This window comes from Streptomyces sp. NPDC053432, from assembly GCF_055585365.1.
In genome coordinates this window covers 58,449-82,109 of record NZ_JBVJKF010000028.1, presented here as the reverse complement: position 1 = coordinate 82,109, position 23,661 = coordinate 58,449, and the positions used below count along the sequence as shown (strand labels likewise).

Annotated in this window: 21 protein-coding genes; 12 read left to right on the top strand and 9 right to left on the bottom strand. The window is 72.7% G+C overall.

The window, feature by feature from the left end; all coding sequences use genetic code 11:
* The first annotated feature begins 139 nt into the window (after window positions 1–139).
* From tatA to ACZ6Y1_RS33235, 5 genes are all read left to right on the top strand, one after another.
* On the top strand, window positions 140–436 hold the full coding sequence (gene tatA / locus ACZ6Y1_RS33255; protein ID WP_469638711.1) for a Sec-independent protein translocase subunit TatA: 297 nt from the start codon (window positions 140–142) through the stop codon (window positions 434–436).
* Between the two features lie 46 nt (window positions 437–482).
* Window positions 483–1,448: a twin-arginine translocase subunit TatC gene (gene tatC / locus ACZ6Y1_RS33250; RefSeq protein WP_469638708.1), complete on the top strand. Its 966-nt coding sequence runs from the start codon at window positions 483–485 to the stop codon at window positions 1,446–1,448.
* Between the two features lie 23 nt (window positions 1,449–1,471).
* Window positions 1,472–2,371: a diacylglycerol kinase gene (locus ACZ6Y1_RS33245; RefSeq protein WP_469638704.1), complete on the top strand. Its 900-nt coding sequence runs from the start codon at window positions 1,472–1,474 to the stop codon at window positions 2,369–2,371.
* Between the two features lie 80 nt (window positions 2,372–2,451).
* Complete coding sequence (locus ACZ6Y1_RS33240) at window positions 2,452–5,292, top strand: DEAD/DEAH box helicase (protein WP_469638701.1); 2,841 nt, start codon at window positions 2,452–2,454, stop codon at window positions 5,290–5,292.
* Window positions 5,293–5,382: 90 nt separating this feature from the next.
* The gene (locus tag ACZ6Y1_RS33235) at window positions 5,383–6,039 is read left to right on the top strand and encodes a TetR/AcrR family transcriptional regulator (protein WP_469638698.1); all 657 of its coding nucleotides are present in this window, start codon (window positions 5,383–5,385) and stop codon (window positions 6,037–6,039) included.
* A gap of 1 nt (window position 6,040) precedes the next feature.
* Here the strand turns inward: ACZ6Y1_RS33235 and ACZ6Y1_RS33230 are convergent, their stop codons facing one another.
* From ACZ6Y1_RS33230 to ACZ6Y1_RS33215, 4 genes are all read right to left on the bottom strand, one after another.
* Window positions 6,041–7,003, bottom strand: coding sequence for an RluA family pseudouridine synthase (locus ACZ6Y1_RS33230; protein WP_469638694.1), 963 nt, complete (start codon window positions 7,001–7,003; stop codon window positions 6,041–6,043).
* Window positions 7,004–7,038: 35 nt separating this feature from the next.
* The gene (locus ACZ6Y1_RS33225; RefSeq protein WP_469638690.1) at window positions 7,039–8,571 is read right to left on the bottom strand and encodes a serine hydrolase; all 1,533 of its coding nucleotides are present in this window, start codon (window positions 8,569–8,571) and stop codon (window positions 7,039–7,041) included.
* A gap of 345 nt (window positions 8,572–8,916) precedes the next feature.
* Window positions 8,917–9,756 (bottom strand): siderophore-interacting protein, encoded by an 840-nt coding sequence (locus ACZ6Y1_RS33220; RefSeq protein WP_469638687.1) that lies wholly within the window; start codon window positions 9,754–9,756, stop codon window positions 8,917–8,919.
* Between the two features lie 49 nt (window positions 9,757–9,805).
* On the bottom strand, window positions 9,806–10,711 hold the full coding sequence (locus ACZ6Y1_RS33215; RefSeq protein ID WP_469638788.1) for a 5'-3' exonuclease: 906 nt from the start codon (window positions 10,709–10,711) through the stop codon (window positions 9,806–9,808).
* Between the two features lie 199 nt (window positions 10,712–10,910).
* Here ACZ6Y1_RS33215 and ACZ6Y1_RS33210 point away from each other — a divergent pair, with 199 nt between their 5' ends.
* Window positions 10,911–11,561: a helix-turn-helix domain-containing protein gene (locus ACZ6Y1_RS33210; protein WP_469638684.1), complete on the top strand. Its 651-nt coding sequence runs from the start codon at window positions 10,911–10,913 to the stop codon at window positions 11,559–11,561.
* A gap of 5 nt (window positions 11,562–11,566) precedes the next feature.
* On the top strand, window positions 11,567–12,286 hold the full coding sequence (locus ACZ6Y1_RS33205) for a helical backbone metal receptor (RefSeq protein WP_469638681.1): 720 nt from the start codon (window positions 11,567–11,569) through the stop codon (window positions 12,284–12,286).
* Between the two features lie 16 nt (window positions 12,287–12,302).
* Here the strand turns inward: ACZ6Y1_RS33205 and ACZ6Y1_RS33200 are convergent, their stop codons facing one another.
* Window positions 12,303–13,430, bottom strand: a complete 1,128-nt coding sequence (locus tag ACZ6Y1_RS33200) for a TDT family transporter (protein ID WP_469638678.1) — start codon at window positions 13,428–13,430, stop codon at window positions 12,303–12,305.
* Window positions 13,431–13,500: 70 nt separating this feature from the next.
* Here ACZ6Y1_RS33200 and ACZ6Y1_RS33195 point away from each other — a divergent pair, with 70 nt between their 5' ends.
* Complete coding sequence (locus tag ACZ6Y1_RS33195; protein ID WP_469638675.1) at window positions 13,501–14,424, top strand: LysR family transcriptional regulator; 924 nt, start codon at window positions 13,501–13,503, stop codon at window positions 14,422–14,424.
* Between the two features lie 203 nt (window positions 14,425–14,627).
* Here ACZ6Y1_RS33195 and ACZ6Y1_RS33190 read toward each other — a convergent pair whose 3' ends face one another.
* The 4 genes from ACZ6Y1_RS33190 to ACZ6Y1_RS33175 all read right to left on the bottom strand — a co-directional run bounded on the left by ACZ6Y1_RS33190 (window position 14,628) and on the right by ACZ6Y1_RS33175 (window position 18,638).
* A complete protein-coding gene (locus ACZ6Y1_RS33190; protein WP_469638671.1) occupies window positions 14,628–15,452 on the bottom strand; it encodes a hypothetical protein in 825 nt (274 codons plus the stop codon).
* Window positions 15,453–15,528: 76 nt separating this feature from the next.
* Window positions 15,529–16,236 carry a gamma-glutamyl-gamma-aminobutyrate hydrolase family protein gene (locus ACZ6Y1_RS33185; RefSeq protein ID WP_469638668.1) on the bottom strand — a complete coding sequence of 236 codons (708 nt, stop codon included), beginning with the start codon at window positions 16,234–16,236 and terminating at the stop codon, window positions 15,529–15,531.
* A gap of 66 nt (window positions 16,237–16,302) precedes the next feature.
* Complete coding sequence (gene eat / locus ACZ6Y1_RS33180) at window positions 16,303–17,772, bottom strand: ethanolamine permease (protein WP_469638665.1); 1,470 nt, start codon at window positions 17,770–17,772, stop codon at window positions 16,303–16,305.
* Window positions 17,773–17,891: 119 nt separating this feature from the next.
* Window positions 17,892–18,638 carry a FadR/GntR family transcriptional regulator gene (locus ACZ6Y1_RS33175; protein WP_469638661.1) on the bottom strand — a complete coding sequence of 249 codons (747 nt, stop codon included), beginning with the start codon at window positions 18,636–18,638 and terminating at the stop codon, window positions 17,892–17,894.
* Between the two features lie 77 nt (window positions 18,639–18,715).
* On the opposite strand from ACZ6Y1_RS33175, the gene ACZ6Y1_RS33170 reads away from it, so the two are divergent.
* The 4 genes from ACZ6Y1_RS33170 (at window position 18,716) to ACZ6Y1_RS33155 (ending at window position 23,657) form a co-directional block, all read left to right on the top strand.
* A complete protein-coding gene (locus ACZ6Y1_RS33170) occupies window positions 18,716–20,080 on the top strand; it encodes a glutamine synthetase family protein (protein ID WP_469638658.1) in 1,365 nt (454 codons plus the stop codon).
* A 70-nt stretch (window positions 20,081–20,150) separates the two neighbouring features.
* The gene (locus ACZ6Y1_RS33165; RefSeq protein ID WP_469638655.1) at window positions 20,151–21,530 is read left to right on the top strand and encodes an aldehyde dehydrogenase family protein; all 1,380 of its coding nucleotides are present in this window, start codon (window positions 20,151–20,153) and stop codon (window positions 21,528–21,530) included.
* A 5-nt stretch (window positions 21,531–21,535) separates the two neighbouring features.
* Window positions 21,536–22,321, top strand: coding sequence for a 3-oxoacyl-ACP reductase (locus ACZ6Y1_RS33160; protein WP_469638652.1), 786 nt, complete (start codon window positions 21,536–21,538; stop codon window positions 22,319–22,321).
* A 76-nt stretch (window positions 22,322–22,397) separates the two neighbouring features.
* The gene (locus ACZ6Y1_RS33155) at window positions 22,398–23,657 is read left to right on the top strand and encodes a haloacid dehalogenase-like hydrolase (RefSeq protein WP_469638650.1); all 1,260 of its coding nucleotides are present in this window, start codon (window positions 22,398–22,400) and stop codon (window positions 23,655–23,657) included.
* Window positions 23,658–23,661 lie beyond the last annotated feature (4 nt).

Genomic DNA, 23,661 nt, shown 5'->3' with positions numbered 1-23,661 from the left:
CGCAAGCGGGGGGACCCCGGGGGATTGCCGAGCGTTTACCCCCGGGGGTTACGATCCTCGGAAGGTCGGTCGCCGGGTTCTCCGAGGTGGCCGGGCACAGCCACCACAACCAGCCGTTTCGGTGAGAAGGACGACACACATGATCGGCAATCTGAAGCCCCTCGAGATCCTCCTGATCGTCGCCGTGATCTTCCTGCTGTTCGGCGCCAAGAAGCTTCCCGACATGGCCCGTTCCCTCGGCAAGTCGGCCCGCATCCTCAAGAGCGAGGCCAAGGCCATGAAGAAGGACGGCGAGGCCGAGGACGCCGCGACCGCCGCCAACGTCGCCGACCAGTCCGCGCAGCAGCCCGTCGCCCCGCGCACCATCCAGGCCGCGCCCGGTGACGTCACCAGCTCCCGGCCCGTGAGCGAGCCGAACCGTACCGCCCAGGGCTGAGCCGCCCCGGTCGCGCCAGTCACTGCAACGAGACAAGGGACGTGGGTTGCTCAAGTCTGCCCGCAAGCAGGAGAAGAAGAACCGGCAGGCGAAGGACGCCGAAGGGCGGATGCCGCTCGTCGAGCACCTGCGTGAGCTGCGTAACCGCCTGCTGAAGTCGGTCCTGGCGATCGTGGTGATCACGAGCGTCGCCTTCGCCTTCCACCGGGACATCATCAACTTCCTGTTGAAGCCGATGCTCGATTCCGTCGGCTGCATCGGCGGGGTGGTGACCCAGCGCAACGGCCGCCCCTGCGCGGACATGACCGTGAACGGCCTGATCTCGGCGTTCTCGATCGCCCTGAAGGTCTCGCTGATGACGGGTGTGGTGATGTCCACCCCGGTCTGGCTGTACCAGGTGTGGGCGTTCGCCGCGCCCGGGCTGCACAACCACGAGAAGAAGTACGCCCGGGGTTTCGTCGCGGTCGGGGTGCCCCTGTTCCTGACCGGCGCGGTCCTCGCGTACAAGATCCTCCCGCAGACCGCCACGATCCTGCTCGAGTTCACGCCCGACAACACGCGCAACCTGCTGCCGGTCGACGACTACCTCGACCTGGTCGCCCGCATGGTCGTCGTGTTCGGCCTGGCCTTCGAGCTGCCGCTGCTGCTGATGCTGCTGAACTTCACCGGGGTGCTCACGGCCAAGCGGCTGGCGGGCTGGTGGCGCGGGATGGTCCTCGGGATCACGATCTTCGCGGCGTTCGCCACGCCGACGGGTGACCCGCTGACCATGCTGACGCTGGCGGCGCCGATCGTCGCCCTGTACTTCGCCGCGCTCGGCCTGTGCCTGATCAACGACCGCAGGCGCGCGCGGAACAACCCCGACGCCCTGCTGGATGACGACGAGGCCTCCTCGCTGGACCTGACGCCGGCGCCGATCGGCGAGATGGAGGCGATCCAGGCCCCCGCCGCGCTGCCCGGCCAGGACGACGGCGGCCGTCAGCGGATCAACGGTTACGACGACGCCACCTGACGGGTGCGGGTACATTCCGGCGGGTGAGCTCCGAGATCACCCTCTTCGTCAATCCCACCGCGGGACGCGGCCGGGGCGCGCACGCCGCGCAGCCGGCCGCTTCCGCGTTGCGCGACGCCGGTTTCTCCGTGCGCGTCGTCGTCGGTGCGGACGGGCCGGACGCCCTGGAGCGGCTGCGGGCCGCCGTCCGCGAGGGCACCGGCGCGGTGGTCGTGGTCGGCGGTGACGGGATGGTCTCCCTCGCGCTGCAGGTCCTCGCGGGGACGCCGGTGCCGCTCGGGGTGGTCGCGGAGGGCACCGGCAACGACTTCGCGCGGGCGCTGGGGCTGCCCGTGCGCGAGCCGGCGCGGGCCGGGCGGCTGGCCGCCGGGGCCCTGAAGGAGGGCCGGATCCGCGAGACCGACCTCGGCCGGGTGGCCGGCGCCGGCGGCGCGTCCTGGTACGGGACGGTGCTGTGCGCCGGTTTCGACTCGCGGGTCAACGACCGGGGCAACCGGATGCGGCTGCCGGCCGGCCGGTTCAAGTACGACCTGGCGACGGTCGCGGAGCTGGCCGCCTTCCGCCCCTTCCCGTACCGGATCACCCTGGACGACGGGCCGGTGATCGAGACGGAGGCGACGCTGGTCGCCGTCGGCAACGGCTCCTCCTACGGCGGCGGGATGCGGATCTGCGCCGGCGCCGTCCCCGACGACGGGCTCTTCGACATCACGGTGGTCGGGGCGTGCAGCCGCACCACGCTCCTGAAGGTCTTCCCCCGCGTGTACAAGGGGACGCACCTGGACCATCCCGCGGTGACCGTGCACCGGGCGCGGAAGGTGACGCTGGAGGCGGCCGGGACGACGGCCTACGCGGACGGAGAGCCGCTGGGGCCCCTGCCCGTGAGCGCCACCTGCGTCGCCGGGGCGGTCCGGATCCTCGCCTAGGGCCTGCCCGCGGCCGGTCCGGCAGCCCGCTTAAATGATCGCGACTGTTGTCAGAGCCTGCGGGTAGGCTCGATCCCAAGATGACCGAAGAACTCTCACCCGCCGAGCGGTACGCCGCTGCCCGGATCCGCGCCGCCGAAGAGGCCAGTGCGCTGCACCCCTTCCGCGAGATGTACGACTTCGATCTGGATCCGTACCAGGTCGAGGCCTGCAAGGCTCTGGAGGCCGGCAAGGGCGTCCTCGTGGCCGCCCCGACCGGCTCGGGCAAGACGATCGTCGGCGAGTTCGCCGTGCACCTGGCCCTCCAGCAGGGCCGCAAGTGCTTCTACACGACGCCGATCAAGGCCCTGTCGAACCAGAAGTACGCCGACCTCGTCAAACGCTACGGCGCCGACAAGGTGGGCCTGCTGACCGGCGACAACAGCGTCAACTCCGAGGCGCCCGTGGTCGTGATGACCACCGAGGTGCTCCGCAACATGCTGTACGCGGGCTCGCAGTCGCTGCTGGGCCTCGGCTACGTCGTCATGGACGAGGTGCACTACCTCTCCGACCGGTTCCGCGGGGCCGTGTGGGAAGAGGTGATCATCCACCTGCCCGAGTCGGTGACCCTGGTGTCGCTCTCGGCGACCGTGTCCAACGCGGAGGAGTTCGGCGACTGGCTGGACACCGTGCGCGGCGACACCGAGGTGATCGTCTCCGAGGAGCGGCCCGTCCCGCTGTGGCAGCACGTCATGGCCGGCCGCAGGATCTACGACCTGTTCGAGGAGGAGTCCGACCACGGCGGCCGCGGCTCCGCGCGCCGGGAGGTCAACCCCGACCTGCTGCGCATGGCGCGCGAGGAGAACAGCCGTACGTACAGTCCGAAGGACCGGCGGCGCGGCAAGATGGTCCGCGAGGCCGACCGCGAGCGCGAGCGGCGCTCCCGCGGCCGGATCTGGACCCCGTCCCGGCCCGAGGTGATCGCCCGCCTCGACGGGGACGGGCTGCTGCCCGCGATCAACTTCATCTTCAGCCGGGCCGGCTGCGAGGCCGCCGTCCAGCAGTGCCTGTACGCGGGGCTGCGGCTCAACGACGAATCGGCGCGGCTGAAGGTCCGCGAGCTCGTCGAGGCGCGCACCGCCTCCATCCCGGCCGAGGACCTGCACGTCCTGGGCTACTACGAGTGGCTGGAGGGCCTGGAGCGGGGCATCGCCGCGCACCACGCGGGCATGCTGCCGACCTTCAAGGAGGTCGTGGAGGAGCTGTTCGTCCGCGGGCTGGTCAAGGCCGTCTTCGCCACCGAGACCCTGGCGCTGGGCATCAACATGCCCGCGCGCACGGTGATCCTGGAGAAACTGGTCAAGTGGAACGGCGAACAGCACGCCGACATCACGCCCGGCGAGTACACGCAGCTGACCGGCCGGGCCGGGCGGCGCGGCATCGACGTCGAGGGCCACGCGGTGGTGCTGTGGCAGCGCGGCATGGATCCGGCGGGCCTGGCCGGGCTGGCGGGTACGCGTACGTATCCGCTGCGGTCCAGCTTCAAGCCCTCGTACAACATGGCGGTCAACCTGGTCAGCCAGTTCGGGCGGCACCGCTCGCGCGAGCTGCTGGAGACCTCCTTCGCGCAGTTCCAGGCGGACCGTTCGGTCGTCGGGATCTCCCGGCAGGTGCAGCGCAACGAGGAGGGCCTGGAGGGCTACCAGGAGGGCATGACCTGCCACCTGGGGAACTTCGAGGAGTACGCGCGGCTGCGCCGCGACCTGAAGGACCGTGAGACGGAGCTGGCCAAGCAGGGTGCGGCCCAGCGCCGGGCGCAGGCGGCCAGCTCGCTGGAGAAGCTCAAGCCGGGCGACATCATCCACGTGCCGACCGGCAAGTTCGCCGGGCTCGCGCTGGTGCTGGACCCGGGCGTGCCGGCCGGCCGCGTCCACGGGCACCGCGGGTACGAGTACAACGAGGGCCCCCGCCCGCTCGTGCTCACGGCGGAGCGGCAGGTCAAGCGGCTCGCCGCGATCGACTTCCCGGTGCCCGTCGAGGCCCTGGACCGGATGCGGATCCCGAAGACCTTCAACCAGCGCTCCCCGCAGTCCCGTCGGGACCTGGCGTCCCAACTGCGCAGCAAGGCGGGGCACATCACGCCGGAGCGGCGGGTGCGCGGCCGGGCCGCGGCGGCGGACGACCGCGAGATCGCCCGGCTGCGGGCCGAGTTGAGGGCGCACCCCTGCCACGGCTGCGACGAGCGCGAGGACCACGCCCGCTGGGCGGAGCGCTACTGGCGGCTCAAGCGGGACACGCAGGCGCTGGAGCGGCGCATCGAGGGTCGGACGAACACGATCGCCCGCACCTTCGACCGGATCCACGCGCTGCTCACCGAGCTGGACTACCTGCGCGAGGACGAGGTCACCGTGCACGGGCAGCGTCTGGCGCGGCTCTACGGGGAGCTCGACCTGCTGGCCTCGGAGTGCCTGCGCGCCGGGATCTGGGAGGGCCTGAGCCCCGCCGAGCTGGCCGCGTGCGTCTCCGCGCTGGTCTTCGAGGCGCGGCAGTCCGACGACGCGGTCGCGCCGAAGGTGCCGGGTGGCGCGGCGAAGGCGGCGCTGGGCGAGATGGTGCGCATCTGGGGCCGGCTCGACGCCCTGGAGGAGGAACACCGCATCAACCAGGCGGAGGGGGTGGGCCAGCGCGAGCCCGACCTCGGTTTCGCGTGGGCGGCGTACCAGTGGGCCTCGGACAAGAGCCTGGACGAGGTGCTGCGCGAGGCGGAGATGCCGGCGGGTGACTTCGTGCGCTGGTGCAAGCAGGTCATCGACGTGCTCGGCCAGATCGCGGCGGCGGCCCCCTCGGCTTCCGGCGGGAGCGGGAGCACGGTGGCGAAGAACGCCCGCAAGGCCGTGGACGCGCTGCTGCGGGGTGTGGTGGCCTACAGCTCCGTCGGCTAACCGGACTTGGAGGTTCCCCCAACGGTGGGGCCGAGCTGATCTGTTCTCTTGCCATGATCGGATCGGCGTGCCGTGTGCGACGATCGGCCCATGAGTGGGGGATTGGCCGGGGGGCCTAAAAGGGTCGGTCGGCCGCGCGCCGACCAGGCGAGACCGGAAAGCGGCCGGCCGCCGCGCGAGGAACTCCTCAGCGCGGCGGCCGAGCTTTTCACCGCCCGGGGATATGCGGCGACGACCACGCGGGCGGTCGCCGAACGGGCCGGAATGCGTCAGGCCACGATGTACCACTACTTCGGCGGCAAGGAGGAACTCCTCGCCGAGCTGCTGGAGTCCACGGTCGCGCCGTCGCTGGTACTGGCCCGGCGGCTGCTCGCCGAGAGCGAGCGGCCCGCGGCGCGCCGGCTGTGGGAGCTGTGCCGTTCGGACGTGCTGCTGCTGTGCGGCGGGCCGTACAACCTGGGGGCGCTGTACCTGTTGCCGGAGGTGGCCGGTGCGCGGTTCTCGCAGTTCCGCCGGATGCGGGACGAACTGCGGGACGCCTACCGGACGTTGCTCGACGGGACGTCCGTCGGTGACGAACTGGCGGGGGACCGGGCCGGGTTGGACCTGCGCAACGATCTGGTGTTCGGGCTCATCGAGGGCGTCATGCTGATACACCGCTCCGATCCGCAGCGGCCCGTGGCGGTCTTCGCGGAGGCCACCGCCGATGCGGCGCTGCGGATCGCGGGCGTCCGCTCCGCGGCCTAGCTCAGCCGTTGCCCGCCTCCCAGCCGGCCGGGTCGGTCCAGGCCTGCAGTTCACGGCCGCTCTCGAAGCGGTGGGCGGTCCCGGTGACCGGGTCGGTGAAGTCCAGGACGCGGGCCAGGAGTTGCAGCGGGCGGCGGTAGTCGTCCGGGGCCGGGTCGGTGACCCGGGGGTAGACCGGATCGCCCAGGATGGGCAGGCCCAGGGCGTTCATGTGCACCCGCAGCTGGTGGGTGCGGCCGGTGTGCGGGGTCAGCCGGTAGCGGGCCAGGGTGCCGCGGGTGGCGGTGAGTTCGATCAGGCTCTCGGCGTTCGGCTCGCCGCCCGGGACCTCGGCGGCCGCGATGACCCCGCGGGTCTTCTCGATGCGGCTGCGGACCGTGCGGGGGAAGTCCAGCGCCGGGTCGTGGGCCGCGAGGGCCTCGTACTCCTTGTGGACCTGACGGCGCTGGAACAGGAGCTGGTAGGCGCCGCGGTCCTCGGGCCGGATGCTGAACATGACCAGCCCCGCGGTCAGCCGGTCCAGCCGGTGCGCCGGGCTCAGTCCGGGAAGGTCCAGCTCCTCGCGGAGCCGGGCCAGGGCGGTCTGCGTGATGTGGCTGCCGCGCGGCGTGGTCGCGAGGAAGTGCGGCTTGTCCACGACCAGCAGGTGCGGATCGCGGTGCACGACCCGTACGGCGAACGGCACGGCCGGCTCGGGCTCCATGTCCCGGTGGAACCACAGGTACCCGCCGGGCTCGTACGGGTCCCGGGGGCGCAGGACCCGCCCGCCCGGGCCGAGCACCCGGCCGGCGGCCAGCAGGCGTGCCATGGAGTCGGCGCCGCGGGTGCCGGCGTAGCGTGCGGCCAGGTAGGTGCCGAGGTCGGGCCAGCGTCCCTCCGGGTCGGCGGGCAGCCGCAGGCGCACCGGGTCGATTCCGGCGCGCTGGGGCAGGGGCGAGGGCGGTACCTGGGCTTTGCGTCTCATCGGGGACAGGCTATGCGGGGAGGGCGGCGCACCCCTCACTGCTGGGTGAAGGTGCCGAGGTGGTTGGCGTCGAGGTACTCGACGCGGAGGGTGCCGTCGGAGAAGAAGACCCCGGTGCGGCCGACCGCGTTCTCGCCCGCCGTCTCGAAGCTGAAGGTGTCGCCGTCGTAGTGCGTGAGCGGGTAGCGCTGGGGTTTCGGGCCGAGGGACAGGGTGAGCGCGCCCCGGTCGTCGGCGGTGACGGTGGCCTTGCCGTAGTACGGGTTGTCGTAGGTGCCGGTGTACGCGGCGCTGTCCTGTGCGGGCTTGGCCCCGGCGGGCGGGTGGGCGTAGTCGGTGGGGGAGCGGAGCGCGAAGTCCCCCTGCTCGTAGAGGGCTGCCACCAGGGGGAGCCAGTCGGTGGTGGCCTTGCCGTGTTCGGCGAAGTCGAAGAAGTCCAGGGCGATGGCGTCGGGCACGCCGACCGGTGCGCCGTTGGTGAGGACGACGATGCCGAGCTTCTCCAGCGGGAGCATCGTGACGTTGGTGTTGGCGCCGAGTTCGAAGGCGCCGGAGTGGCTCAGGCGCAGCCGGCCCGCGTCGTCGTAGGAGACGTTCCAGCCGAGGCCGTAGAAGCCGGTGTGGTTCGCGGGCGGGGCGGGCGGCTGCGACAGGATCTGCGGGAGGTGGGTGGCGGCGAGGTTGTCGGCGGGGACGATGCGCTTGCCGTCGAGGGTGCCGCCGGCGAGCTGGAGCCGCAGCCAGCGGGACATGTCGCGGGCGGAGGAGCTCACCCCGCCGGCCGGCGCCTGGGCGTCGGGGTCGCGGACGTAGCGGGGGCTCCAGGTGCCGTCGGGGTTCTTCACATGGGTGGCGGCGTGGTTCGGTGCCCGCTCGAACGCGGAGAACTCGGTACTGGTGCTGGTCATCCCGGCGGGCTTGAAGAGGACGTCGTCGGAGAGCTTCTGCCAGCTGGTGCCCTTGGCGCGGGCGACTGCCTCGGCGGCGGCGGTGAGGCCGAAGTTGGTGTAGGCGTAGCTCGCGCGGAACGGGCTGAGGGGTTCGAGGCGGAGGTGGTCGAGGATGTACGCCTGTTCGTAGCCCAGGTCCTCCAGCAGGTCGCCCGCGTGGTCGGGCAGGCCGCTGCGGTGGGAGAACAGGTCGGCGGTCGTCACGTGTCCGGAGACCCAGGGGTCCTTGAGGGAGAACCCGGGGAGGTCGGTGTGCCGGCCCCATTCGCCGGGGCCGGTGAGCGCGCCGGCGACGACGGTCGAGGAGATCGGCTTGGAGACGGAGGCCACCTGGAAGACCGTGTCCGGGTCGACCTTCGCGGTCCCGTCGGTGCGGCGGAGGCCGAATCCCTTGAGGTAGACGACCTTGTCGTCGTGGACGACGGCCACCGAGACGCCGGGGACGCCGGTGCGGCGCATCATCTCCGTGACGGTCCGGTCGAGGTGGTCGACCGCGTCGTCGACGGCCTCGTCGCTGATCTGCGGTTTCGGGGGCGGGGGCGGGCTGGGTGCGGTGGCCGCTCCCGTCGCCAGGAGTACGGCGGCGCCTGCTGCCCCGAGTGCGCGGAGCGTACGCATGGGCCCATTCTCCCGCCGGTCCGCCGTTGCCGCGCGCGGGGTGGCTCCGCCGGTGCGGTGCCGTTGCCGCAGCCCTGCCCCGGGCCCCGCTCCTCAAGTGCCGGAGGGGCTGAAGTCGGGTGCGGCGCCGTTGCCGGGGGCGCTGCCCCCGGACCCCCGCGCCTCGAACGCCGGCGAGGCTGGATCGGCCGGCGTCAGCCTTGAGTGCGTACCCCCTGCTTCCGGCGCAGGCCGAGCGGGGTCCGGGGCGGAGCCCCAGCAGCGGGCCGAGGTAGGGCAGGGCCCGGGGGCGGGTCTCCGGGAGGGGGCCCCGGAGCCGGAGGGGGGCGCCCCGCCGGGAGGCGGCTACGCGGCTGCGGCGTGTTCCTGTTCGGCTTCCACCGCGGCGTTCCAGTCGCGCTTGATCGCCCGCCAGCCCTCGTCCGTCTCACCCAGGCGCCAGTAGCCCGAGATCGACAGGCGTTCGCGCGGGATGCCCCGCTCCAGGCGCAGGAGGTGGCGCAGGTCCTTGACGAAGCCCGCCTCGCCGTGGACGAAGGCGTGGACGTCCTGGGACGGGAAGCGCAGGTCCCTGACCGCCTCCACCAGGGCCTCGCCGACCGGGCGTTCGCCGCGGTGGACCCATACCGGGGTGATGCCGTCCGGGGTGGCGATCCGCTGCTCGTCGGCCGGGCCCTCGATCTCCACGAAGGCGTGCACCCGCGCGCCCGCCGGCATCCGCTCCATCGCCGCCGCGATGGCGGGCAGGGCGCTCTCGTCGCCCACCAGCAGGTGCCAGTCCGCCTCCGGAGACGGGGCGTAGGCGCCGCCCGGGCCCAGGAACCGTACGGGTTCACCGGGCCGGGCCCGCTCCGCCCAGGGGCCGGCCAGGCCCTCGTCGCCGTGGACGACGAAGTCCAGGGTCAGCTCCCGCCGCGCCGGGTCCCAGCGCCGCACGGTGTAGGCGCGCTGGCGCGGCCACTGCTCGCGCGGGTACTCGCCGCGGATCCGCTCCAGGTCCCACGGCTCGGGGTAGGTCACGCCCTGCGGGGGGAAGAGGAGTTTCACGTAGTGGTCGGTGTACTCGCCCGCGCCGAAGCCCTCCAGGCCCTCACCGCCCAGCACGACCCGCATCATGTGCGGTGTCAGCCGCTCGGTGCGTACGACGGCTGCGGTGCCGACGGTGCGGGCGCGTCCTTGTGCCACGGTGTCTCCCCTGACTCCCCAGAAACTTAGCCTTACCTAAGTTAGCACCTCAGGCGTGCAATGCACCGCTCAGGCGCGAAACTGCGCCTCCCAGGCCCCACCGATGGGCCAGGGCCTCCACCAGTTCGGGTTGGGCGGGAGCCTTCGGCAGGGCCGGGTCGAAGGCCGGGAGCGGGACGTCGGAGGCGACCTTGACCACCTTCGGGGCCACCGCCAGGTACGGCCGGGACTCGTCCAGGCGCTTGCGCTGGGTGGGGGTCAGCTTCGACTTCGGGTCGTCGATCGCGGCGATGATCCCGGCCAGGTCCCCGTAGGTGCCGAGCAGCTTGGCCGCCGTCTTCTCGCCGATGCCCGGGACCCCGGGCAGGCCGTCGCTCGGGTCCCCGCGCAGCAGCGCCAGGTCCGCGTAACCGGGGCCGTCGACCCCGTACTTCTCGCGCAGCCAGGCCTCGTCCGTCACCTGGAGGGTGCCCACGCCCTTGAGGGGGTACAGCACCCGCCGCTGCCTGGCGTCGTCCACGAGCTGGTAGAGGTCCCGGTCGCCCGTGACGATGTCCACCGGGCCGCTAGCGCGGGCCGTTAGGGTGCCGATCACGTCGTCCGCCTCGTATCCGGCGACGCCCACCCGGGCGATGCCGAAGGCGTCCAGCGCGGTCTCGATGATGGGGACCTGCGGGGCGAGCGTGTCCGGGGTCTCCTCGATGTCGGGGCCGGCCTCGGTCTCCACGGCGACGCGGTGGGCCTTGTAGGAGGGGATCAGCTCCACCCGCCAGTGCGGCCGCCAGTCGGCGTCCATGCACGCCACCAGGTCGTCGGGGCGGTGGTCCTGCACCAGCCGTCCGATGAAGTCGAGCAGTCCGCGGACGGCGTTGACGGGGGTGCCGTCGGGGGCCTTCACGGAGTCCGGCACACCGAAGTACGCGCGGAAGTAGAGGGAGGCGGTGTCCAGGAGCATCAGGCGTCGTGTCGTCGTCACGGTGACGATGATGCCGCAACGCGGCCGGTGGGCCGGGTGGGAGTTCCCGCCACGGAAGGTGAACGGACGAGCACCCGGTGCGCACGGGAATCCCGAGCACGCGAAACCGGGGGCGGATGCTGCGTAAGGTGCTTACAGCACACCGATGTGCGACGGACAAGGGGAGGGCAGCCCCGACATGAACGACAGCGACGGCAAGGGCGACCACGGCGACCGGCTCGACGGGATCGACCACGACGCCGACAAGGACGCCGAAAAGGACGGCAAGGAACCGCTCCGGGTGGGCGTGGCCGTGCGCAAGCGGCGCCGCGCGCTGAGCCTGACGCTGGCGGCCGTGTCGGCGCGCAGCGGTCTGTCGGTGCCCTTCCTCAGCCAGATAGAGAACGAGCGGGCCCGGCCCAGCATGCGGTCCCTGGAGCGGGTCGCGGACGCCCTGGAGACCACCGCCGTCGAGCTGCTCGCCGCCTCCGACACCGCCCGTACGGTGGACCTCGTACGGGCCGGGGACGGATCGGGGCTCAGCCCGGTGCCGGGCGTGCGGCCCCTGGTGCGCGGTCACCACCAGCTGCACGCGCTGGAGTTCACCGGGGACCAGGACGCGGGGCGCGAGTACCAGCACCGCAACGACGAGCTGATGTACGTGGTCGACGGGGCGTGCCAGGTGGAGGCCGAGGGCCGGGCGTACCGGCTGGAGAGCGGCGACGCGCTGTTCCTGTCCGGAGGCGTGCGCCACCGCTGGCGGGCCGTCACCGAGGACACCCGGATCCTGGTGGTCGCGGTGGGCGAGCACATCCACGCCACGTCCGAGCCGCCGTCCCCCGGACGCTGAGCGGCGTGCGCAGGGTCGTCTCGCTGGTGCCGTCGCTGACGGAGGCGGTCGCGGTGAGTGCGCCGGGGCTGTTGGCCGGCGTCACCGACTGGTGCACGCACCCCGCCGACCTGGGCGGTGCGGTGCGGATCGGCGGGACGAAGAACCCCGACGTGCCGGCGATCGTACGGCTGCGCCCGGACCTGGTGATCGCCAACGAGGAGGAGAACCGGGCCCCCGATCTGGCGGCGCTGCGTGCCGCCGGGGTGGAGGTGCTGGTCACCGAGGTACGGGGGCTGCCGCAGGCGATCCGGGAGCTGGACCGGGTGCTGGTGGGGGCGCTGGGGCTGGCGAGGCCGGGGTGGCTGGCGGACGCGGAGCGGGCGTGGGCCCGGGTGGAGCCGGCCGGGCCGCTGCGCGCCTTCGTCCCGGTGTGGCGGCGGCCGTGGATGGTGCTCGGCCGGGACACCTTCGCCGGGGACCTGCTGGGGCGCCTCGGGGTGCGCAACGTGTACGACGGGCACCCGGAGCGGTATCCCCGGGCGCCGGTGGAGGAGCTCGCGGCCGCCGGCTGCGATCTGGTGGTGCTGCCCGACGAGCCGTACCGCTTCACGGCCGACGACGGCCCGGAGGCCTTCCCCGGTCTGCCGGCTGCCCTGGTCAGCGGCCGCCACCTCACCTGGTACGGGCCCTCCCTGGCCGAGGCCCCCGCGGTGCTGGCCGGGGCCCTGCGGGCGGCTCGGTAGCGGGGATCAGCGGGGATCAGCGGGGAGCGGCCGGCAGGCGGCCGCCGGCCAGGCCGCGCAGGGTGTGGGCGGTGGCCAGGAGCCAGGCGGTCAGCAGGGCCAGGAAGAGGGCCGCGGCGAGCCAGGCGAAGGCGGTCAGGCCGGTGTGCCGGGCCAGGCCCGCGGCGCCGGTGACGCAGGTGCCGACGGGGAAGGTCAGGGCCCACCAGGTCATGGCGAAGCCCATCCCGTCACGGGCGGCCCGGACCAGCATCGCCGCGGCGAGGGCCAGCCACAGCAGGGCGAAGCCCATCACGGGGACCCCGTAGACCACGGCGAAGGCCCCGAGGGCCCCCGCGTAGGGGGCGCCGATCGACTGGGGGGCCACGTCGGCGAGTTGGTTGACGGCGGTGGTGGACTGGCCCAGGGGGCCGAGGACCAGGAAGAGCGTCGGGGTCATGGCCAGCGGGAGGGGGCCGCCCACGATGAGCCGGCCGAAGACCAGGGGCAGCATCAGCAGGGTGGCGAGCAGGCTGATGCCGAACATCGCGTAGCAGGCGAGCAGCAGGGTCTCGCGGGGCTGGCCGGCGGGCAGGTGGGGTATCAGCAGGGGGCCGACCGCCGCCGAGACCATGGGCGATACGAGGGGCAGCAGCCAGACGGGGGTGGCCTGCCCGGGCTCGACCCTGTGCCGGACCACCATCAGGTAGGGCACGGCCACGGCGGCGAGCAGGCCCAGGGCGGTGCCGGCGGTGAAGAGCACCGCGTCCACGGCGACGGCCGCGCCGGTCCCGATGAGGTCCTTGCCGACGATGAGGGTGCCGCCGCCGACGGCCAGCAGGGCCATAGAGAGGCAGCCGTAGAAGGGGGCGACGGCGGGGTCCAGGAGGTGCGCGCGGGCCTGGTCGCGGTGGTGCAGCCAGTGGCCGGCCCGGGCTGTGAGCAGCACGGCGAGGGCGGCGGCGGACAGCGCCCAGACGATCTGGCAGGCCACGCGCTGTCCGGGCAGCTGGTACGGGAGGCTCGCGCCGGCGTTGGCGATGATCGCCGTGCCCATGACGGAGGCGTACCAGTTGGGGCCGAGGTGCCGGAGCGCGGGGGCCTTGTGGGCGCGTGGCGCGGGCTCGGTGGTGAGGGTGCGGGGTCGCACGGTGACGGTGGCCATGGATCCAGCATCGGCGCAGGTGGGGGCGGGTGGCAGAGGTCATCTTCTTATCAGGCCATAAACTGGTGTTATGGGTGAAGAGGAGTGGGTGCCGCTGGCGCACCGGGTGCCGGATCTGGGCGCCCTGGAGCTGCTGCTGGCCGTCGCGCGGGTCGGGAGCCTGAGCGGCGCGGCGCGGCGGCTGGGCATCACGCAGCCAGCCGCCAGCAGCCGGATCCGGACGATGGAGAGCCGGCTCGGGGTGGCGCTGGTCGACCGCTCCCCGCGGGGGTCGTCGCTGACGGCGGAGGGGGCGCTGGTCACGGACTGGGCCCGGCAGGTGGTGGAGGCGGCGGAGGCCTTCGACGCCGGGGCGCAGGCGCTGCGGGGGCGGCGGGACTCCCGGCTGCGGGTGGCGGCCAGCATGACCATCGCGGAGTACCTGCTGCCGGGGTGGCTGATCGCGCTGCGCGGGCAGCGGCCGGACACGGCGGTCTCCCTGCACGCCGGGAACTCCGCGGTCGTCGGCCGGCGGGTCCTCACCCACGAGGCGGACCTGGGGTTCGTGGAGGGCCTGACGGTGCCGGACGGACTGGACTCGGCGGTGATCGCGCAGGACCGGCTCGTGGTGGCGGTGGCGCCCGGGCACGCGTGGGCGCGGCGGGCCCGGCCGGTGGCGGCGGCGGAACTGGCGGCCACGCCGCTGATACTGCGCGAGCGGGGTTCGGGCACCCGGCAGGTGCTGGACGCGGCGCTGGCCCCGGCCGGGGGGCTCGCGGCGCCGCTGCTCGAACTGGCGTCGACGACCGCGGTCAAGGCGGCGGCGCTCAGCGGGGCGGGGCCGTGCGTGCTGTCGGAGCTGGCGGTGCGGGACGAGCTCGCGGCGCGGCGGCTGGTGGAGGTCCCGGTGGAGGGGGCCGCGCTCGGCCGGGCCCTGCGGGCTGTGTGGCCGACGGGGGCGCGGCCGGCGGGGCCGGCGCGTGACCTGCTGTCGCTGACCCGGCGGGGCACCTAGCGGTGAGCCGGGTGGTGTCGTGCCGGTGCGGCGCCGCTGCCGGGGGCGCTGCCCCCGGACCCCCGCGCCTCAAACGCCGGCGGGGCTGGATGTGGCCCGGCCGGGCCGCATGGGGCGGCTGGGGGTGGGGAGGCGCCTCAAACGCCGGCGGGGCTGGAAATGGCCCGGGGCCGCATGCGGCGGGCTGGGGGTGGGGAGGTGTCTCAAACGCCGGCGGGGCTGGATGTGCCGGGGCTGGACTTCCGCCCGAGGGCCTTCGTCAGGAGGGAGCCCGCGACGATCAGGGCGGCGCCCAGCCACCACATGTTGTCGAAGATCAGCACCGCGATGCCGATCGGTACCAGCAGGCCCGCGAGCGGCAGCGCCAGGCCCGCCCAGGGCGTCGGTCCCGGGTCCTGCCCGGCGGCTTCGCGGGCCGTGCGGGCGCGGACGACATCCGGGTACCAGACGGTGAACTTCAGGGCGGCGACGATCGCCAGGATCTGGATGATCCAGCCGGTCCAGATGTTGTTCGGGTTGTGCAGGACGAGGTCCCCGTAGGCGCCCGCGGCTGCCGCCACCAGGAACGCGGCGCCCCACACGCCCGTGATCATGTAGTTGGTGCGCAGGAAGACCGGGCTGTGCCACATGGACGGGTCCACCCGTTCGCGGGCGTACTGCAGGGTGAAGGGCATCCGCACGGCCATCGAGCCGAAGGCGATCACGGCCAGGGTGATGTTGGCGACCTCCCCGGCGTACGTCTCCAGCCAGCGCTGGGTGCCCTCGCTCGCCAGGAGTCCGAAGACGGCCATGGAGGCGAAGAACACCACGTCGGCGAGTTCCAGCAGCTTCCAGGACGTGCCCCGGTTGACCACGCGGCTCACCACGATCAGCGAGACCGCCGAGGCCAGCGCCAGCCCGACCGCGAGCTCGAACCGCCCCGGGCCGACCAGCAGGGAGAAGACGATCCACGGGGCCATCCCGACGACCGGGTTCTCCAGGAACCCCGACGCCCACCCGGATACCGCTCCGTTCGTCTCGGTCCGCACCCTTCCAGCCTGCGCGCCCGGCGGGCGGTCGGCCAATCGGCCCACGGACCGCCGCCGGGCCGCCGGGGAACGGGGGTCAGCCCACCGGGACCGCGGTGCGGACGGAGGCCGCCTCGACCAGGGCGGACATCACCCGCGTGTCCGTGTCCCGCTCGGGGTGCCACTGGACGCCCACCACCCACCCCTCGGTGCCGGGCAGTTCGATCGCCTCCACCGTGCCGTCCAGCGCGTACGCGGAGACGACCAGGCCGCTGCCCAGCCGGTCGACGGCCTGGTGGTGGTAGGTCGGTACCTGCGCCTCCTGCGGGACCAGTTCCGCGTACCGGGTGCCGGGGACCGGGCGTACCGGGTGCCAGGAGGTGACGCCGGGCGTGTCGACGTGGCCGTCGATGTGCTGGATCAGCGTGCCGCCCAGGGCCACGTTCAGCGCCTGCATGCCGCGGCAGATGCCCAGCAGCGGCGTGCCCGACTCGAGCGCCGCCGCGATCAGGGCGAGTTCCCACTGGTCGCGGACGGTGGCCGGGGCGCCCGTGCGCGGGTCGCGCACCGCCCCGTAGCGGGCCGGGTCCACGTCGGGGCCGCCCGCGACGACCAGGCCGTCCACCCGGCTCAGCACCTCCGCCGCCGACGCGGGCTCGTCCGGCGGGAGCAGCACGGCCGCGCCGCCCGCCGCCTGCACGAGCTCGTAGTACCCGGACGGTACGAGGGACGTCGGGAGGTCCCACACCCCGTAGCGGGTGGATTCCTCGATGTAGGTGGTGATGCCGATGAGCGGCCTGGGCACGTTCGATACCTCCGGAGGGGCGAACAGCGAGGGGTTGGGCTAGGGCGGTTGGGCAAGGGCAGGATTTCAGTCGCGGGTCAGTTCCGCCTCGGCTTCCGCCAGAGCCGCGAACTCCTCCTCGGGGGCCGAGGCCACGAGGTGGTGCCGACTGTAGAACGCGAAGTAGGCCAGGGCGACGGCGTACACGGCCAGCGCGATGAACGCCGCGTCCTTGTCCACCAGGAAGGTGGCGACCAGGGCCGACAGGGCCAGTACGAAGGCCACCGAGGAGGTCAGCACCCCGCCGGGGGTGCGGTAGGGCCGCTCCAGGCCGGGCTCGCGGCGGCGCAGCACGATGTGGGAGAGGGCCATCAGGGCGTAGGAGATGGTCGCGCCGAAGACGGCGATGTTGAGCATCCGCGCGCCGTTCCCGGTGGCCGCGGCGAGGGCGAAGCCGATCGCGCCGGGGATGACCAGGCCCAGGTAGGGGGCCTTGCGCTGCGAGGTCAGGGACAGGAAGCGGGGCAGGTAGCCGGCCCGGGAGAGGGCGAAGAGCTGGCGCGAGCCCGCGTAGATGAGGGAGAAGAAGGAGGCCACCAGGCCGGCGAGGCCGGCGTAGTTCACGAAGCGGCTCAGCGCGGTCGGGCCGCCGTCTCCCTCCAGGGCCACCACCAGGGGGTTCCCGGCGGACTTGACGGCGTCCGCGCCCTGCGCGCCGGTCGCGGCGAAGAAGGTGATCAGGGCGAGCAGGGCGAGGACGCCCATGGAGATGGCGAGCGCCCTGGGCATGGAGCGGACGGGGTCCTTGGCCTCCTCGGCGGCGAGCGGTACGCCTTCCACACCGAGGAAGAACCACATGCCGAAGGGGAACGCGGCCCAGATGCCGAGGACACCCAGCGGCAGCCAGGAGTTCGAACCGAAGGCCTGCGGGTCGACCGGGATGTCGTTCAGGCCGTCGGCGCTGAACTCGGTGAAGGCGCCCACCGCGAAGATCAGCAGCGCGGCCACGGCGACGGCGGTCACGACGAGGCTGAAGCGCAGCGCCTCGCCCACGCCCCACAGGTGGACGCCGATGAAGATCACGAAGCAGCCGAGGTAGACCGGCCAGCCCGAGGTCAGGCCGAAGAGTCCGAGGGACTCCACGTAGTCGCCGATGAAGATGACGATCGCCGCCGGGGCCAGGATGTATTCGATGAGGATCGCGGTGCCGGTGAGGAACCCGCCCCACGGGCCCAGCGCGCGACGGGCGAAACCGTAGCCGCCGCCCGCGGTCGGCAGGATGGTGGACAGCTCGGCGAGGGAGAAGACCAGGCAGGCGTACATCGCGCCCATGAGGACGGTGGCGACGGCGAGGCCGCCGAAGCCGCCCTTGTCGAGGCCGACGTTCCAGCCGGAGAAGTCCCCGGAGACGACGTACGCGACGCCGAGGCCGGTCAGCAGCAGCCAGCCGGCGCTGCCGCGGCGCAGCGTGCGGCGCTCCAGGTAGTCGTCCCCGCCGCCGGGGGAGTCGGGGGTTGCGGGCACGGCTTTCAGCCGTGCCGCGACGTCGTCGGCCATCGTGCACTCCTGCCTGCGGGCGTTGCTGCAATGGTATTGCTGCGTACCTTTGCCCCAGGAGAGTGGAGTGCGCAAGACCTCTGCGTTAAACGGGGGTTACGAAGCCCTCTCCGGCCGGGTCACGTCAGGAACCCGCGCAGCAGCGCCGCCGTGCCGCAGCAGTGCTCGCGCATGGTCTCGCGCGCCCCGGCGGCGTCCCGCTCCAGCACCGATTCCACCAGCGCGGTGTGCTGCTGCTGGGAGTGCTCCAGGTTGCGCACGAGCAGCGGGATGCAGTCCAGCAGGTCGTTGACCGTGGCCCGGACGGCCGCGTACTGGGCGGTCAGGGTCGGGGAGCCGGCCAGTTCGCACAGGGTGAGGTGGAAGAGGGTGTCCTGGCGGCGGTAGTCGGCGAGCGGGGCGTCGTGGGTGGCGGCCAGCGCGCCGAGGAGCCGGTCGGTGGCCTCCTCGGTCAGCCCCTGGGAGGCGCACAGCCCGGCCGCCCCCACCTCCAGGACCTCGCGGAACCGCAGCACGTCCTCGATGTCGACGCCCGCGACCCGCCGGCGCAGCTCCTCCTCGGCGCCGCCCGCGGGGGTGTCGGGGCGCGGCAGCACAAACGTTCCGCCGTACCGGCCGCGCCGGGCCTCCACCAGGCCCTGGTCCTGGAGCACCTTCAGTACCTCGCGCAGCGTGACCCGGCTGATCCCCATCCGCTCGGCCAGCTCGCGCTCCGGCGGCAGTCGTTCGCCGCCGGAGACCAGGCCAAGCCGGACCACCTGGAGGATCTGCTCCAGGGCCTCCTCGAAACCGTTGCCCGCCCGCACCTGTCGCAGCACGGGATCCAGCCGCCGCGAGGCGTCCCCTTCGCTCGCCGTGTCGGTCATCTTGGCTCCTCCCCTTCCCAAGCAATGGTTCTGTTCAATACCTTAGGCGCACTCGGCTCACCGAAGGAGAGAATCCAGTGGTAGACCGCAAGCCGCCGCTCGCGCCCGAGGAGCTCCGCGCCCTCGTCGCCAGCGGTGAGATCGACACAGTCGTCCTGGCCTTCCCCGACATGCAGGGGCGGCTCCAGGGCAAGCGGTTCGCCGCACAGTTCTTCCTCGACGAGGTCCTCGCGCACGGCACCGAGGGGTGCAACTACCTGCTCGCCGTCGACACCGACATGAACACCGTGGACGGCTACGAGATGTCCTCCTGGGACCGGGGCTACGGCGACTTCGCCATGCACCCCGACCTCGCCACCCTGCGCCGCATCCCCTGGAACCCGGGCTCCGCCTTCGTACTCGCCGACCTCGCCTGGAACGACGGCTCGCCCGTCGTCGCCGCGCCCCGGCAGATCCTGCGCCGCCAGCTGGAGCGCCTCGCCGAGCTCGGCTACACGGCGATGGTCGGCACCGAGCTGGAGTTCATGGTCTTCCAGGACACCTACGAGCAGGCCTGGAACTCCGGCTACCGCGGCCTGACCCCCGCCAACCAGTACAACATCGACTACTCCGTCCTCGGGACCGGCCGCATCGAACCGCTGCTGCGCCGCATCCGCAACGAGATGCAGGCCGCGGGCCTGGTCGTCGAGTCGGCGAAGGGGGAGTGCAACCTCGGCCAGCACGAGATCGCCTTCCGCTACGACGAGGCGCTGACCACCTGCGACCAGCACTCCGTCTACAAGACCGGGGCGAAGGAGATCGCCTCCCAGGAAGGCGTCTCGCTCACCTTCATGGCCAAGTTCGACGAGCGCGAGGGCAACTCCTGCCACATCCACCTCTCGCTCAGCGACACCGACGGACGCAACGCCATGGCCGGAGACGGGCCAGGGGGAATGTCACCGGTGATGCGGCACTTCCTGGCCGGCCAGCTGGCGGCGCTGCGCGACTTCTCCCTTCTCTACGCCCCCAACATCAATTCGTACAAGCGTTTCCGGCCCGGATCCTTCGCGCCCACCGCGGTCGCCTGGGGGGTGGACAACCGGACCTGCGCGCTCCGCGTCGTCGGCCACGGCCGCTCCATGCGCTTCGAGAACCGCCTCCCCGGCGGCGACGTCAACCCGTACCTCGCCGTCGCCGGGCTGGTCGCGGCCGGGCTCTACGGCATCGAGAACCAGCTGGAGCTCCCCGAGGTGTGCGCCGGCAACGCCTACACCGCCGACTACGCGCACGTCCCCGCGACCCTGCGCGAGGCCGCCGAGCTCTGGGAGAACAGCGAGATCGCCAAGGCCGCCTTCGGGCCCGAGGTGGTCGCCCACTACCGCAACATGGCCCGCGTCGAACTCGACGCCTACGACTCCGCGGTGACCGACTGGGAGCTGCGCCGCTCCTTCGAACGCCTGTAGGGGCTGTCCGGCCCTGATCCGCCGGACACCCCCTGCCCCTCCCCGAACCCGAACGTCTGTGAGGCACCACGTGTCCGATGTGCTGGCCCCCCTCGATCTCGAGGTCCTGAATCCGGCCACCGAGGAAACCGTCGCCGTCGTCCCGGCCGCCACACGGGACGACGTCGACGCAGCCGTCGCCCGGGCTGCCGCGGCCCAGCGCGCCTGGGCGGCGGCCACCCCCGCGGACCGAGCCCGGCTGCTGCGCCGCTTCGCCGCGGTCGTCGACGCGAACATCGAGGAACTGGCCCTGCTGGAGGTCCGCGAAGCCGGCCACACCATCGGCAACGCCAGCTGGGAAGCGGGCAACGTACGCGACCTGCTCGACTTCGCCGCCGGGGGAGTGGAACGCCTCTCCGGCCGCCAGATCCCCGTCGCCGGCGGCATCGACGTCACCTTCCTCGAACCCCTCGGTGTGATCGGTGTGATCGCCCCCTGGAACTTCCCCATGCCGATCGCCGCCTGGGCCCTGGCGCCCGCCCTCGCCGCGGGCAACGCCGTCGTCCTCAAGCCCGCCGAGACCACCCCCCTCACGGCGCTGCGCCTCGCCGAACTCGCCCTCGAAGCCGGGATCCCCGAGCACCTCTTCCAGGTGCTCCCCGGCCACGGAGCGGTCGCGGGCGACGCGCTCGTCGAACACCCCGGCGTGGCCAAGATCGTCTTCACCGGCTCCACCCGCGTCGGCAAGCAGATCATGGCCAAGTGCGCCGACCGGGTGAAGCGCGTCACCCTCGAACTCGGCGGCAAGAGCCCCAACATCGTCTTCGCCGACGCCGACCTGGAGGCCGCGGCCGCGGCCGCCCCGATGTCCTTCCTCGACAACACAGGCCAGGACTGCTGCGCCCGCACCCGGATCCTCGTCCAGCGCTCCGCCTACGACCGGTTCCTGGAACTCCTCGCCCCCGGCATCGAGTCCGTCCTCGTCGGCGACCCCCTCGACGAGAAGACCCAGATGGGTCCGCTCATCTCGCGCGCCCAGCTGGAACGCGTACGGTCCTACGTCACCGGCGACCTCACCACGATCCGCGGCAAGGCCCCCGAGGGCCCCGGTTTCTGGTACCCGCCGACCCTGATCACGGACGTCGACCCCACCGCGCCCGTGGCCGCCGAGGAGGTCTTCGGCCCGGTGGCCGTCGTCCTGCCCTTCGAGGACGAGGAGGACGCCGTACGCCTGGCCAACGCGACCGAGTACGGCCTGTCCGGCTCCCTCTGGACCCGCGACATCGGCCGCGCCCTGCGCGTCTCGCGCGCCGTCGCCGCCGGCAACCTGTCCGTCAACTCCCACAGCAGCGTCCGCTACTGGACCCCCTTCGGCGGCTACAAGCAGTCCGGCCTCGGCCGCGAGCTCGGACCCGACGCCCTCACCGCTTTCACCGAGACCAAGAACGTCTTCATCAGCACGGAGGCCTGAAACACATGAGCACCGAAGAGATCGTCTGCCGCCGCCTGGTCGGCCGCACCGCCGTCATCACCGGAGCCGGCAGCGGCATCGGCCTCGCCACCGCCCGCCGCCTGGCCTCCGAAGGCGCCAACGTCGTCTGCGGCGACATCGACGAGACCGCCGGCAAGGCCGCCGCCGAAGAGGTCGGCGGCACCTTCGTGAAGGTCGACGTCACCGACCCCGAGGAGGTCGAAGCCCTCTTCAGGACCGCCTTCGACACCTACGGCTCCGTCGACATCGCCTTCAACAACGCGGGCATCTCGCCCCCGGACGACGACTCGATCCTCACCACCGGCCTGGAGGCCTGGAAGCGCGTCCAGGACGTCAACCTCACCTCCGTCTACCTCTGCTGCAAGGCCGCCCTGCCCTACATGCAGCGCCAGGGCCGCGGCTCCATCATCAACACCGCGTCCTTCGTCGCCATCATGGGCGCCGCCACCTCCCAGATCTCCTACACCGCCTCCAAGGGCGGCGTCCTGGCCATGTCCCGCGAGCTCGGTGTGCAGTTCGCCCGCGAGGGCATCCGCGTCAACGCCCTGTGCCCGGGGCCCGTCAACACCCCCCTCCTGCAGGAACTGTTCGCCAAGGACCCCGAGCGCGCGGCCCGCCGCCTCGTGCACATCCCGCTCGGCCGCTTCGCCGAGCCCACCGAGATCGCCGCCGCCGTCGCCTTCCTCGCCAGCGACGACTCCTCCTTCATCAACGCCACCGACTTCCTGGTCGACGGCGGCATCTCCGGCGCGTACGTGACCCCGCTGTAGACCGGCCCCCTCTCGCGACAGCCGGGCGCCCCGCAAGGCGCCCGGCTTTCTCCTTCCCCGAAGACCGAGGAGCAGCATGCGAAGAAACAGAACCGCCACCCTCGCCCTCATCGCGGCCACCGGCACCGGACTCCTCCTGGCCGCACCCGCCCGGGCGGACCAGAGCTCCTGCCGGCGGGCGGCCGTCGGACCCGGCTGGTACGGGGACAACCAGGCCCGCCTCCAACAGCTCGTCGACCGGTACGGCACCTGCGGCGGACGCCGGCACAAGCCCGTGGCCGTCTTCGACTGGGACAACACCGTCGTCAAGAACGACGTCGGCGACGCGACCATGTACTGGCTGCTGCGCAACGGGAAGATCCGCCGCCCCGCCGACTGGGCCGCCACCAGCCGCTTCCTGACCCCCGCGGCCGCCACCGCCCTCGCCGGGGCCTGCGACCCCCTCGCCCGCCCCGGTGAGCCCCTCCCCACCGGAACCCCCGGGGGAGCCGGCTGCGCCGACGAGATCAACGCCGTCTACGGCACCGCCGCCACGCGCACCGGCGCCGCCGCCTTCGCGGGCTGGGACCGCCGCACCACCGAGCCCTCGTACTCCTGGCTGGCCCAGCTGACGCAGGGCTGGACGGCCCGCGAGATACGCGGCTTCGCGGCCGCCGCCCGCACCGAGAACCTCGCCGCCCCCATCGGCGCCGCCCAGCAGGTCGGCACGGGCACCGCCACCGGCTGGGTCCGCTACTACGACCAGCAGAAGGACCTGATCAACACCCTGCGCAGGGCCGGCTTCGACGTCTGGATCAGCTCGGCCTCACCCCAGCCCGTCGTGGAGGTCTGGGCCAAGGGCGTGGGCATCGACGCCGAGCACGTCATCGGCATCCGCAACACCACCACCCGCGGCGGGAAGCTCACCTCCCGCCTCCAGGGCTGCGGCTCCGTCCCCGACGGCGCCGACACGATGATCACGTACATCGACGGCAAGCGCTGCTGGATCAACCAGGAGGTCTTCGGCGTGCGCGGCGCGGACGCCGAGAAGGTCCAGCCGCCCGCCCGCCGCCAGGTGTTCGCCGCCGGGGACTCCGACACCGACGTCTCGTTCCTGCGCGACGCGACAGCCCTGCGGCTCGTCCTCAACCGCAACAAGAACGAGCTCATGTGCCGGGCGTACGACGACAGCGACGGCCGCTGGATCGTCAACCCCATGTTCATCGAACCGAAGAAGCAGAAGACCGGGCCCTACCCGTGCGCGACGACGGGCTACGTCGACCACGACGGCACCAAGGGCCCGGTCCTGCGCACCGACGCCAGCGTCGTACCGGACCAGACGGACTCCGTGTACTGACCTC